The organism is Neorhizobium sp. CSC1952, assembly GCF_030378245.1.
Lineage (GTDB): Bacteria > Pseudomonadota > Alphaproteobacteria > Rhizobiales > Rhizobiaceae > Neorhizobium > Neorhizobium oryzae_A.
On sequence record NZ_CP128416.1, the window covers coordinates 2,818,158 to 2,831,608 of the forward strand.

Genomic DNA, 13,451 nt, shown 5'->3' on the forward strand with positions numbered 1-13,451 from the left:
TCATCCATCGAGGATTCCAGCATGTACAATCCCCAAGAGAGCAAGGGGCCTGAAAGCGACGGCGCATCCCTGCGGGCGCCGAAACGGGAGGGGGCCGCCTGCGATCCCGTTTCGCTCGAAATCATCCGCGGCGCGATCGCCGCCGCCCAGTCGGAGATGGAAGCGCTGCTCGAACGCACGGCGATTTCCGCCTTCATCCGCGAAAAGAAGGACTTTTATACCGCTTTGTTCGATGCCGACGGCGTGATGGCGGTCGGCTCCATGGTGCCGATCTTCGGCGACATGACCGGCCCGGTCTTCGACAGCTTTCCGGCCGACACGATGAAGCCCGGCGATCTCTACTGGTACAACGACTGCTATGGGTCGCGCGGCGCCGTTTCCCACTCCAACGACCAGGTTCTGCTGGCGCCGGTCTTCAAGGACGGCAAGCGCTCGGCCTTCGTGATGAGCTGGGCGCATTTCGCCGATATCGGCGGGATGCGGCCGGGCTCGATCAGCCCCGATGCGACGGACATCTACCAGGAAGGCATCATCATTCCGGTCACCAAGCTGATCGACCAGGGCGTCACCAACGAGGCAACGCTGTCGATCTTCCATCGCAATTCCCGCTTTCCCGAACAGAGCATCGGCGACATGCGGGCGCTGATGGCGAGCGTCGATCTCGGCGTGAAGCGGATCGGGGAAATCCTCGACCGTTTCGGCGCCGATATCGTCGAGGATGCGCTGTCGCAGTTGCTCACCCGCACCCGCAAGCTGGTGCGCGCCAAGCTTGCCGAGACCTTCGATTACGGCACGCACAGCTTCACCGATGCGATCGATACGGATGGCCACGGCAACGGTCCGTTCAAGATGCGGTTCTCGCTGACCCGCGAGAGGGGGGACGGCGAGGACAGGTTCATTTTCGACGCCACCCAATCCGACGACCAGGCGCCCGGTCCGGTCAATTTCCTGATGAACCGCGGCGTGCCGGGCATGGCGCTCGGCCTCTATTATCTGGGCGGCGATCCGGCGCAGGTCTGCAATGCCGGCGGGCCGCAGGCGCTGGACGATGTGAAGCTGAGGCAAGGGTCCTTCCTGCAGCCGAATTTCCCGGCCGCGCTCGGCATGCGCGGGCTGACCACCATGCGCGTGCTTTCGGCGCTCAACGGTCTCGTCAACACGGCGGGCGGCAAGGCGCCGGCCTCGAACTCGGCCTATGTCATCACCATCATGCGCGGCAACTACAAGGATGACGCGGGCGACCTGAAACGCTTCCTGCTCGCCGACGGCATCGGCGTCGGCTACGGCGCGCGGCCGGAGGCGGACGGCATCGACGCCGTCTATTTCGTGGCGCAGGAGAATTATCCGGTCGAGTTCCTGGAAGTGGGGTATCCGGTGCGGCTCAGGACCTACGGCATCGTCAAGGATTCCGGCGGCGCCGGCCAATATCGCGGCGGCTGCGGCATCATCCGCGAATACGAGATCCTGGCGGAAGACATGATGCTCGCGGTGCGCATCGACAGCGTCAAGAATCCGCCCTGGGGCATCCATGGCGGCATGGGCGGGGGGACCGGCCGCGTGACCATCAATCCCGGCCAAGGGAATGAACGCATCCTTGCACCGCTCTCCGACGGCAACAGGCTGGTCAAGGGCGATATCCTGCGCATGGAGACCGGCGGGGGCGGCGGTTACGGCCATCCCTACGACCGCAAGCTCGAAGCCGTTCTCGAAGACGTGCTCGGCGGTTTCGTCAGCGCGGAGGCTGCCCAGCGTCTCTATGGCGTGGTGATCGCCGGCAACAAGGTCGATGAGGCCGCCACGGCGGCCCTGCGCGCCAACCGACCCTCTACCCGTGCATTCCATCGTCAGGAGTATGTCGATGTCCTCGCTTGATACGTCTCTTTCCGTCGCGGTCGATATCGGCGGCACTTTCACCGACGTCGCCCTTCTCGACCGGGCGACCGGCAAGGTCTGGCGGGCGAAGACGCCGAGCGTGCCGTCCGACCCCTCGGAGGCTTTCCTGAACGGCATCCGCCTGGCACTCGCTGATGCCAAACGCGAGGCCGCGTCGCTCGGCCAGGTACTGCACGGCACGACGGTCGCCACCAACATGATCCTGGAAGACAAGGGCGCCCGCACGGCGCTCGTCACCACACGCGGCTTCCGCCACGTGCTGGCGATCGGCCGGCAGGACATTCCCCGCAAGGCGAACCTCTATACCTGGGTGAAGCCGGAGCGGCCCGTGCCGGCCTCGCGCATCATCGAGATCGACGAGCGTATCGCCGCCGGCGGTGCCGTGGTCGATGCGCTGGATGAAGCGAGCGTGCGGGCTGCGGCCGAAGCGATCCGGGGAATGGATGTCGAGGCCGTCGCCGTCTGCCTGCTGCATGCCTTCGCCAACCCGGTGCACGAGAGGCGCGCGGCGGAAATCCTGCGCGAGGAACTGCCGGGCCTTGCGATCACTACCTCGACCGACGTGCTGCCGGTCGTCCGTGAATTCGAGCGCTCGCTGACGACGGTGCTGAACGCCACCGTCATGCCGGGCGTCACCACCTATGTCGGACGACTGGAAAAGCGGCTGGAAGACGAGAAGGTGGCGGCGCCGCTGCTCCTGATGCAGTCGAACGGAGGCGTGGCGGGGGCGGCGACCATCCGCCAGGCGCCGGCGCTGACGGCGCTGTCTGGTCCTGCCGCCGGCGTGGTCGGCGCGCGCTCGGTGGCGGCCGCCTGCGGCATCAAGGACATCATCACCGTCGATATCGGCGGCACGAGCGCGGATATCTGCCTCATCAAGGACGGCAGGATCGGGCTCACCCAGCACGGCAAGGTGGGCGAGTGGCCGCTGCCGCTTCCCATGGTCGACATGGTGACGATCGGCGCCGGCGGCGGCTCGATCGCCAAGGTGAGCGATCACACGTTGTCCGTCGGTCCGCAGAGCGCCGGTGCCCGCCCGGGCCCGGCCGCATACGGCCATGGCGGCGAGAACCCGACCGTCACCGACGCGCATGTCGTGCTCGGCCATCTGCCGGCCCGGCTTCTCGGCGGCCGCATGGCGCTCGACGTGGAAGCCGCACGCAAGGCCGTGGAGACGAAGGTCGCGGATCCGCTCGGCCTTTCGACCGCCACCGCCGCGCGCGGCATTCTGGCGATCGTCGACAACCACATGGTGGGCGCGGTGCGTGTCGTCTCAGTCGAGCGCGGCCACGATCCGCGCGATTTCACGCTGGTGCCCTTCGGCGGCGCCGGGCCGCTGCATGGCTGCTCGCTCGCCGAACTGCTCGGCATTTCCCGCGTCATGATCGCGCCGGCGCCGGGCATCCTCTGCGCCGACGGGCTGCTGGCAGCCGATCTCAAGGCCGAGTTCAGCCGCACGCTGCCGAAGGCCGGTGCGATCGATGTCGGCGTCGCGAGCGGCATCATCGCCGACCTCGAGAAGCAGGCGGCCGCCTGGTTCGAGACGGAAGGCGTGGCCGAAAAGGACCGCCGCATGCAGACGGTCGCGCTGCTGCGCTATCACGGCCAGGGCGGCGAACTTCCGGTCGTCTGGGGCGAGACCCGTGAGGCTGTGGAAGCCGCCTTCGCCGCCGAGCACAAGGCGCTCTACGGCTTTACGCTGGATACCGCAATCGAGCTGGTGACGCTGCGCGTCGAAGCCGCCGGCATGACGCATGAACCGCCGCCGGCGAAGCTCGAACCCGGTTCGGCAGTCGCTCCGTTCGACCATGTGCCGGTGCATTTCGAAAGCGGCGTAAAGAGCGTTCCGGTCGTCGACCGTTCGACGCTGGGTGCCGGTGCCGCCTTCGAGGGACCGATGATCCTTACCCAGCTCGATACGACGACACTCGTCGCGCCCGGCTGGACCGGCGCGGTTCACCCGTGCGGCGCCCTTCTTCTCACCCGAAAGCAGGAGGCGTGACATGACCGAGCAAAAGAGCGATCTGGAGCGCGTCTTCGCGCATATCGAGGAAAACCGCGAGAGCTTCATCGAGCGGGTGATGGACTATGTCCGCCATCCCTCGATCAGCGCCCAGAACAACGGCATCAAGGAAGTCGCGGCGATCCTTGTCGACATGCTGCAAGGCATGGGCATGGAGGCCATGACCATTCCGACCAGGAACCATCCGATGGTTCTCGGCCGGATGGAAAAGCAGCCGGGCAAGCCGACCGTGCTGCTCTACGGCCATTACGACGTGCAGCCGCCGGAACCATACGAGTTGTGGCATAGTCCGCCCTTCGAGCCGACCATCCGCGACGGCCGCATCTATGCGCGCGGCATCGGCGACAACAAGGGCCAGCATTTCGCCCAGCTCATGGCGCTGGAATCGCACCTGAAGGTGACCGGCGAACTGCCCTGCAACGTCATCTTCCTGCTCGAAGGAGAGGAGGAGATCGGCAGTCCGCATATCGCCGAATTCGTCGCCGAGCATGCCGACAAGCTCGATGCCGACCTCGTCGTCACGTCCGACGGCCCGCTGCATGAAATCGGCCTGCCGATCATCACTTTTGGCGTGCGCGGTGTGGCTTCCTTCGAGCTTCGCTGCAAGACGGCCAACCGTGATGCCCATTCCGGCAATTTCGGCGGGGTCATGCCGAACGCCATCTGGAAGCTCGTGCATCTGCTCGCGACCATGAAGAACGAGCGCGGCGAGATCACCATCGACGGGCTGCACGACGTGGTCGTGCCGCCGACCAACATGGAACGCGAGGCGGTCTCCAAGCTGCCGCTCGATCTCGACGCGATCAAGGCAGATCTCGGCATCAGGGAACTCGACCAGCCGCTCGACCGCGGTTATTTCGACCGGCTGATGTTCCACCCGACGCTGACGATCAATGGCCTGCATGGCGGCTACGGCGGCCCGGGCCAGAAGACGGTTCTGCCCTGCGAGGCTCTTGCGAAGTGCGACATCCGCCTCGTCGAAAGCCTCACGCCGGACTACGTGTTCGAGAAGGTGAGGGCGCATGTGGAACGCCATGCGCCTGACGTGGAGTTCGTGCCGCAGAACGCCATGCTGCCGTCGAAGACGCCGATGGACAATCCGTTTGCGCCGGTCATTCAGGATGCGATCGTCGCGGCGCGGGGCGTCGAGCCGCTGCTCTACCCGACCGTCGGCGGCTCGCTGCCGGATTATGTCTTCACCAAGATATTGAAAAAGCCTGCGTTTGTCGTTCCTTACGCCAATGCGGACGAAGCGAACCACGCGCCCAACGAGAACCTGAAGATCGATCTGTTCATCGACGGGATCAGGACCGGTGCGGCGTTGCTGACGAAGCTGGGCGAGATGAAGATGTGAGCGATTGTCAGCGGCTGGCTCATGCCGAGTCAGCCCCCCTCTGGCCTGCCGGCCATCTCCCCCACAGGTGGGGAGATCACAAGCGGGCCGACCTTCCCACAAAGCGATGGTCCACCGACCTGTACCGAAGTTGTTTGAGGAAGCCGGTGCGTTCAGCCGATCTCCCCACCTGTGGGGGAGATGGCCGGCAGGCCAGAGGGGGGCGGCCTTGCTCCGCGATTGGCGGATTAAACCATCGAGCACAAAGTACGATCGCTACCTCGTCACGTCGATCACCACGCGCCCTCGAACCTTTCCCGCAATAATGTCCTCGGCGAGCTGCGGCAGGTTCGACATCGGTTCGACGGTGGTGATGCTGTCGAGCTTCGCCTTATCCAGATCGCGGGCGAGCCGTGCCCAGGCCGAAAGCCTCTGCTCGCGCGTGGCGATGACGCTATCCACGCCGATCAGTGTGACGGCGCGCAGGATGTGCGGCAGCACGGTGCCGGGCAGGTCTGCGCCGCCGGCAAGGCCGCAGGCGGCAATGGCGCCGCCGCGCACCGTCTGGGCAAGCGCGTTGACGAGCGTGGTAGAGCCGACGGAATCGACGCCGCCGGTCCAGCGTTCCTTCTGCAGCGGACCACCCTTTTCAGCGAGCGTCGCACGGTCGATGAAACCGGTGGCGCCGAGCGAGGCGAGATAGTCGTGGGTTTCCGGCCGGCCGGTGGAGGCGGTGACGTTGTAGCCACGGGCAGCAAGAAGGGCGATTGCCACGGAGCCGACGCCGCCGGCCGCACCCGTCACCAGAACCTCGCCTTCGCCGGGCCTGATCGACCCCCATTTTTCGAGCGCATCGACGCAAAGGGCCGCCGTGTAGCCGGCCGTGCCGATCGCCATGGCCTGTTCCATCGTGAAGGCTTCGGGAAGACGGATCAGCCATTCCGGCTTGACGCGCTGGTAGCGGCCATAGGCACCCCACTCGGTCTCGGAAAGGCCCCAGCCGTTCAGCACGACCTTGTCGCCCGGTTTCCATTCCGGCGAGCGGGATTCCACGACCGTGCCGGAAAGGTCGATGCCGCCCACCATCGGCATGCGGCGGGCGATCTTGCCCTTGCCGGTGAGGGCGAGCCCGTCCTTGTAGTTCAGCGTCGAATAGGCGATCTCGACGAGCACCTCATGATCGGGAAGATCGGCGACGGAAATCTCCCTGAAGGCCCCTTTCGGCTTGCCGTCGACGGCGTCGATCACCATTGCCCTGAAGGTCTCGGGGGCTCCGAAGGTCTCGCTCATGGGCATCTCTCTCCCGGTTTGGATTTGGCTGGTATCAGGCGGAAGCCTGGGCTTCGCGTTCGGCCCGAGCATCGAGCACGGCGGCATAGCTCTCGCGCACATAGGCAAGCAGCCGGGCAAGCGCCGTGGCAGCCTTCGCGTCATGACGATCGCGCACCGCGTCGAGAATTTCCTGGTGCAGCGAGGCGACATGCCGGCGTTCGCGCACCCGGAAGACGATCATGTTGGTGATCGGGATGAAGGCCTCGATGACGGTGTACATCATCAGCTTCAAGGGACCGTTGCCGGTCGATTCCACCAGCGCCCGATGGAAGCGCACGTCCGAAGCGCAGAAATCCTCGTCGCTGATCGCCTCGTCCTGCTGCACGGCGATCTCCGCCGCCATGGCGGCGAGATCCGTTTCGCTGCGGTTTTCGCAGGCGAGCCGGCAGCAGACCGTCTCGGTCTCGAGGCGGGCGGTGATGATTTCCTCGATGTCGAAGGCGCCGATGCCGACGAGCAGGGTGGCCGCACCGGTGATCGCCTTGGAGAGTCCTTCGGGATCCGGCCGCTTGACGAAATTGCCACCGGCGGGGCCGCGCTTGGAATGGATGAGGTTCTGGGCGGCCAGCCGCTTGAGCGCTTCGCGCACGGTCGGGCGGGAGATGCCGAAGCTCCTCGCGAGCTCTTCCTCGGTCGGCAGGCGCTCGTCCACCTTCAGCCTTCCGTCGAGGATCGCCGAGCGGATATTGTCGGCCACCTGTTTGGCGATGCCGGTGCGGACGACCTCGTCGTATTTGAGGATCATGTTACCCTTCCCCGATGTCCTGGCCATGTCTCCTGCCGATAGTCATGCCACGCGGAAAATGAAAAGGCCAATGCTTTTTAAATATAGGTTTGACAAATAGGGGAATGGGAATAACGTCTCTTGCAAAGCCGTCAAGGCGAGGGGAAGGCTATGTGCGACATGACATTCGGCCCGGCATCATGCCATGGCGGCTTGGAAAGGCATTCGAAGGAGGGTTTCCTTGTCTGATCGCGTCAAGCGTCTTCTGGCTCGTCTTGAAGGCAGGCTCGATGCCGCCGCAATTCTTGCCGGCGATGCGGTTTCCGACGGCTATGCCGCAGACGCCACGGCACGCGGCCACCATCCCCTTGCAGTTCTCCGTCCGCGCAATACCGCCGACGTTTCGGCCATTCTTGCCGCTGCCAGCGATCTCGGCCAGCCGCTCGTCGTGCAGGGTGGGCGAACCGGGTTGTCCGGCGCCTCGCGACCGCTCGCCGGCGAGGTTTCGATCTCGCTGGAGCGGATGGGCGGCGTTGAATCGATCGACGTTGCGGCGCAGACCATGATCGTCGCCGCCGGCACTCCGTTGCAGATCGTGCAGCAGGTCGCCGCCGACAACGATCTGTTCTTCGGCGTCGATATCGGCGCGCGCGGCACGGCGACGGTCGGCGGCAATATCGGCACCAATGCCGGCGGCATCCGCGTGCTGCGCTACGGCATGTACCGGGCGCAGGTCATGGGGCTTGAGGCGGTGCTGGCCGACGGCACCGTGCTTTCCTCGCTCAAGGGCCTGCCGAAGGACAATTCCGGCTATGATCTCAACCCGCTGTTCATCGGCACGGAAGGTACCCTTGGCGTCGTCACCCGCGCCTGCCTGAAACTGCATCCGAAGCCGAAGATCGAACGCAACGCCTTTGTCGCGCTGCCGTCGCTGCGGGCGGCCCAGGAGCTTCTGGGGAAGCTGCGGACCGAATTGTCCGGGTTGCTATCGGCCTTCGAAGCGATTTTTCCGAATGTCTATGAGGGTACCGTCGCCCATATGGGCATCCGCCCTCCGGTTGAGACGGGTGCGGGCATGTATGCCATGGTCGAAATCCAGGGCCAGTCGCCGGAGCAGGACAACGAGCGTTTCGAGGCGGCCCTCGCCGCGGCGCTGGAGGAAGGCCTTGCCACCGATGTCGTGCTTTCCAATTCGCTGCGCGAGTTCAACGGACTCTGGGCGATCCGCGACGGCATCAACGATTACCTCTTCGGCCTTGGCGAGATGGCGGGCTACGACATTTCCGTGCCGCTCTCCCGCATGGGGGAATTCCTGGACAGGGCCGCTCACGCCATAGCGGAGATCGATCCGGATGCGGTCTCCTTCATCTTCGGCCATCTCGGCGACGGCAACCTGCATTATTGCGTGCTGACGCGGCGGAAGGAGAAGATCGCCGAGGCGGTGTTCTCCGGCATCGCGGCGGTCGGCGGCGGCGTTTCCGCCGAGCACGGCATCGGCACCGACAAGGTTCGGTATCTCAGATATGCGCGCAGCGACGCCGAGATCGCCACGATGCGGCGGCTGAAGGCCGCCTTCGACCCGAACCATATTCTCAACCGCGGCCGGGTCTTCGAGGCGCCGGTTCCGGCCGACGAGGCGGAGCGAGCCTAGATGTCGATACATGCCGCCCCGGATACGCTCTCCTCGGATCGCAAGGTCAGCCTCGACGATCGTTACACGCTGGAAAAGGGCCGCATCCTGGTGTCGGGCACGCAGGCGCTGATCCGCCTGCCGATGATCCAGCGCCAAAGAGATCTGGCGCGAGGGCTGAATACCGCCGGCTATGTTTCGGGCTATCGCGGTTCGCCGCTGGCGAGCTTCGACCGCGAGATGGGCAAGGCGAAGAAATATCTCGATGCGGCGCATGTCAAATTCCAGCCGGGCCTCAACGAGGACATGGCGGCGACCGCCGTCTGGGGCACGCAGCAGACCGGCATGTTCCAGGGCTCGCGTTACGACGGCGTTTTCGCCATGTGGTACGGCAAGGGGCCGGGCGTCGACCGCAGCATGGACGTGATCCGCCACGCCAACGCGGTGGGCACCAACCCGAACGGGGGCGTGCTGCTCCTGGTCGGCGACGACCACGGCGCGGTATCCTCCACCCTGCCGCACCAGAGCGAGCACAACCTGATCTCCGCCATGGTGCCGATGCTCTCGCCGGCCGGCGTCGGCGAATATATCGACTACGGCCTTCTGGGCTTTGCCATGAGCCGCTATTCCGGCGCCTGGGTCGGCTTCAAGTGCCAGACCGAGATCGTCGAATGTTCGGCGACGGTCGATCTCGACCCGGATCGGCCGCAGATCGTGCTTCCCGATGAAACCTTCGCGCCGGACGGCCTGTCGCTGCGCTGGCCCGACGGGCCGCATGCGATGGAGCTGCGGCTTGAACGCAAGATGCTGGCGGTGCAGGCCTTCGCCCGTGCCAACAGGATCGACCGCACCGTCTGGGGTTCGGCCGGACGAGCCCGGCTCGGCATCGTCTCGACCGGCAAATCCTGGCTCGACCTGATGGGTGCGCTGGCGCTACTCGGGATCGACGAGGCCCGCGCCGCCCAACTCGGCATCCGGCTCTACAAGGTCGGCATGGTCTGGCCGCTGGAACCGCAGGGGATTACGGATTTCGCCTCGGGCGTCGAGGAACTGCTGGTGGTGGAGGAGAAGCGCTCCATCCTCGAAGACCAGATCAAGGCGCAGCTCTTCAACCTGCCTTCCGACCAGCGGCCGCGGGTCTTCGGCAAGGTGGGCGAACAGGGCGCAACGCTTCTCCAGTCGATCGCCGAGATCAACACGCTCTCGGTCGCCAAGGCGATTCTCTCGCGCCTAGGAGTGCTTGACGAAGCGCTGCAGGCAAAGGCCCGTTTCGTGGAGGAAATGGGGATTGCCACGGGTGTCGAAGCGACGGCACTCCGCCGCGAGGCCTATTTCTGCTCGGGCTGTCCGCACAGTGTCTCGACCCGCCTGCCGGAGGGAAGCCGTGCCTCGACCGGCATCGGCTGTCATATGATGATCATCGGCAACGAGGACCGCAACACTTCCACCTTCACGCAGATGGGCGGCGAGGGTGGCTCGTGGATCGGGCTCTCGCCCTTTACCGACGAGAAGCACATCTTCGTCAACATGGGCGACGGCACCTATTTCCATTCCGGCGTGCTGGCGATCCGCGCGGCGATCGCGGCGAAGGTCAATGCCACCTACAAGATCCTCTACAACGATGCGGTCGCCATGACCGGCGGCCAGAAGCACGACGGCGAGGTCACCGTGCCGGGCATCGTCGCGCAGATGCTGGCCGAGGGGGCCGGCCGCGTCGTCGTCGTCGCCGAGCGGCCGGAGGTCTGGCAGGGCAATCTTCCGCGCGATGTTTCGGTCCATCACCGCGACGAGCTCGACGCGGTGCAGCGCGAATTGCGGGAAATTCCGGGCGTCACCGTGCTGATCTACGACCAGGTCTGTGCCGCCGAAAAGCGGCGTCGCCGCAAGCGCGGCGCCTATCCCGTCTCGACCAAGCGCGCCTTCATCAACGAGCTTGTCTGCGAAGGTTGCGGCGACTGTTCGGCCGTCTCCAACTGCATTTCGATCGAGCCGCAGGAGACCGAATTCGGCCGCAAGCGGCGCATCAACCAGTCGAGCTGCAATACCGACCTTTCCTGCATCAAGGGTTTCTGTCCGAGCTTCGTCACCGTCGAGGGCGGCAGCATCCGCAAGCCGGCCGTGAAATCGAGGTCCGTCAAGACGGACGACCTGCCGCTGCCGGCGTTCACCGCGACTTTCGAGACGCCTTACAGCATGCTGCTCGCCGGCATCGGCGGCACGGGCGTCATCACGGTCAGCGCCATCCTCGCGCAGGCAGCACTTCTCGACGGGCTGGCGCTGGTGACACTGGATCAGACGGGGCTGGCGCAGAAAAACGGCTCGGTCGTCTCGCATATAAGGCTGGCGAAGGACCCCGCGCAAATCAACGCGGCGCGGATCGGCCCCGGCGAAAGCGATCTGGTGCTCGGTTTCGACATCGTCGTGGCGGCCCAGAAGAACTCGCTCGCCTCATTCGCCAGGAACAAAACGCGGGCGGTGATCGACGATCACTTCGCGCCGACCGCTTCCTTCGTGAAGGATACGACGATCGATTTCCGGCAGGAGGCGACGCTGAAATCGCTGCGCCGTGCCGCCGGAGAGGATGCGGTCGACACCGTGCCGGCGACCGATCTCGCCACGGCGCTTCTCGGCGATGCGATCGCGTCCAACATGTTCCTGCTCGGATATGCCTGGCAGCGCGGCCTCGTGCCGATCGGCCTTGCCTCGATCGACAAGGCGATCGAACTGAACGGCACGGGCATCGCCGTGAACCGCGCCGCCTTCGGCTGGGGCCGCCGCGCGGCGGTGGATGTCGCGGAAGTCGCCCGCGAGGCGGGTCTGGCAAAGGCCGAGCCCAGGGCCCAAACGCTGGAGGAGACCGTCGCCCGTCGCGTCGCATTCCTCACCGGTTACCAGAACGCCGCCTATGCCGCGCGTTACAAGGACCTCGTCGAGATCGCCAAGAACGCCGAGGCGCGGTTGCACGGTGCGGCCGGTTTTGCCGAGGCGGTGGCGAAAAACGCCTTCAAGCTGATGGCCTACAAGGACGAATACGAGGTTGCCCGGCTACATCGCGACGGCAGTTTCGAAAGGAAGCTCGCCGAGCAGTTCGAGGGCGATTTCAAGATAAAGCATCACCTCGCGCCGCCGCTTTTCTCCCGCCGGATCGATGCGCGCACCGGCCACCCGGCCAAGATCGCCTTCGGCGGCTGGATCAGGCCCGCCTTCGCGGTGCTGGAGAAGCTGAAATTCCTGCGCGGCACGGCCTTCGATCCCTTCGGACGCACGTCCGAGCGGCGCATGGAGCGGCAGCTTGTCGAGGATTATTTCGCGCTCGTGGCGGAGCTTGCGGCCGGCCTCGATGCCGGCAATCACGCGCTCTCCACCGAGCTTGCCGGCCTGCCGGACATGGTCCGCGGTTTCGGTCCCGTCAAACTTGCTTCCGTCGAGCGTTACGATAAACGCAAAGCCGACCTCATTGCGAAATGGCGTGCAGCGGTACCGCTCACCCATGTCGCCTGACCGATTTTCCAGCTTTCGAGAGCGACCAGCATGGCAGAAAAGATCATCATCGACACCGATCCCGGGCAGGACGACGCCCTCGCCATTCTGCTGGCTCTGGCAAGTCCGGAGCTCGACGTTCTCGGCATCGTCGCCGCAGCGGGCAACGTGCCGCTTTCGCTCACCAACGTGAACATCCGCAAGATCTGCGAGCTCGCGGGGCGGCCCGACATCAAGGTCTTCGCCGGCTGCAGTCAGCCCATGGACGGAGCCTTGGTAACGGCCGAGCACGTGCATGGCGCGACGGGCCTCGACGGCGCCGACCTGCCGGAGCCCACGATGCCGCTGCAGGATCAGCACGGCGTCGACTTCATCATCGAGACGCTCCGGAACAAGCAGGCCGGCACGGTGACGATCTGCACGCTCGGCCCGCTCACCAATCTCGGCAAGGCGCTGGCGAAGGAGCCGGAGATCGCCGGCCGCATCAGGCAAATCGTGCTGATGGGCGGCGGCTGCTTCGAAGGCGGCAACATCACGCCGGCCGCCGAGTTCAACATCTACGTCGATCCGCAGGCGGCGGCCGTCGTCTTCGGCTCCGGCGTACCGATCGTCATGATGCCGCTCGACGTCACCCACAAGACGCTGACGACGCGGGCGAGGGTCGAGGCGATCCGGAGGATCGGCGGGCATTTTTCCGAAGTGCTGGTCGGCTGGCTCGATTATTTCGAGCGCTTCGACGTGGCGAAATACGGCAGCGAGGGCGGGCCGCTGCACGACCCGAACGTGATCGCCTATCTCCTGAAGCCTGAGCTTTATTCCGGCCGGCTCTGCAATGTGGAGATCGAGACGGAATCCGAACTCACCAAGGGCATGACCGTGACCGACTGGTGGGGCGTTTCCGGCCGTCCGAAGAACGCCATGTTCATGCGCGACGTGGACGCCGACGGTTTTTATGCGCTGCTGACGGAAAGGCTGGCGGCGTTGGCCGCCAAACAGGCTGATGCCAGGGCAGAGACGACCTAATATTTCCATCGTC

At 65.3% G+C, this 13,451-nt stretch carries 8 protein-coding genes; 6 read left to right on the forward strand and 2 right to left on the reverse strand.

From position 1 onward, the window contains the following. Positions 1 to 21 precede the first annotated feature (21 nt). The 3 genes from QTA58_RS13690 to QTA58_RS13700 are packed head-to-tail and all read left to right on the forward strand — an operon-like array spanning position 22 to position 5,270. A complete protein-coding gene (locus QTA58_RS13690) occupies positions 22 to 1,872 on the forward strand; it encodes a hydantoinase B/oxoprolinase family protein (protein WP_289669271.1) in 1,851 nt (616 codons plus the stop codon). Continuing rightward, entirely contained in the window at positions 1,859 to 3,895 is a 2,037-nt protein-coding gene (locus QTA58_RS13695) for a hydantoinase/oxoprolinase family protein (RefSeq protein ID WP_289669272.1), read from the forward strand. The genes QTA58_RS13690 and QTA58_RS13695 overlap by 14 nt, the downstream gene beginning before the upstream one ends. A 1-nt stretch (position 3,896) precedes the next feature. Beyond that, positions 3,897 to 5,270 (forward strand): M20/M25/M40 family metallo-hydrolase, encoded by a 1,374-nt coding sequence (locus QTA58_RS13700; RefSeq protein ID WP_289669273.1) that lies wholly within the window; start codon positions 3,897 to 3,899, stop codon positions 5,268 to 5,270. Positions 5,271 to 5,525: 255 nt separating this feature from the next. Here QTA58_RS13700 and QTA58_RS13705 read toward each other — a convergent pair whose 3' ends face one another. Together QTA58_RS13705 and QTA58_RS13710 are read right to left on the reverse strand one after the other, a co-directional pair. Then, entirely contained in the window at positions 5,526 to 6,539 is a 1,014-nt protein-coding gene (locus tag QTA58_RS13705) for an MDR family oxidoreductase (protein WP_289669274.1), read from the reverse strand. 34 nt (positions 6,540 to 6,573) lie between these two features. Next, positions 6,574 to 7,326, reverse strand: coding sequence for a GntR family transcriptional regulator (locus QTA58_RS13710; RefSeq protein ID WP_289669276.1), 753 nt, complete (start codon positions 7,324 to 7,326; stop codon positions 6,574 to 6,576). Positions 7,327 to 7,510: 184 nt separating this feature from the next. Here QTA58_RS13710 and QTA58_RS13715 point away from each other — a divergent pair, with 184 nt between their 5' ends. The 3 genes from QTA58_RS13715 to QTA58_RS13725 are packed head-to-tail and all read left to right on the forward strand — an operon-like array spanning position 7,511 to position 13,438. Further along, entirely contained in the window at positions 7,511 to 8,956 is a 1,446-nt protein-coding gene (locus tag QTA58_RS13715) for an FAD-binding oxidoreductase (protein WP_289669277.1), read from the forward strand. Next, complete coding sequence (locus QTA58_RS13720; RefSeq protein WP_289669278.1) at positions 8,957 to 12,436, forward strand: indolepyruvate ferredoxin oxidoreductase family protein; 3,480 nt, start codon at positions 8,957 to 8,959, stop codon at positions 12,434 to 12,436. 30 nt (positions 12,437 to 12,466) lie between these two features. Next, complete coding sequence (locus tag QTA58_RS13725) at positions 12,467 to 13,438, forward strand: nucleoside hydrolase (protein WP_289669279.1); 972 nt, start codon at positions 12,467 to 12,469, stop codon at positions 13,436 to 13,438. Positions 13,439 to 13,451: the final 13 nt, after the last annotated feature.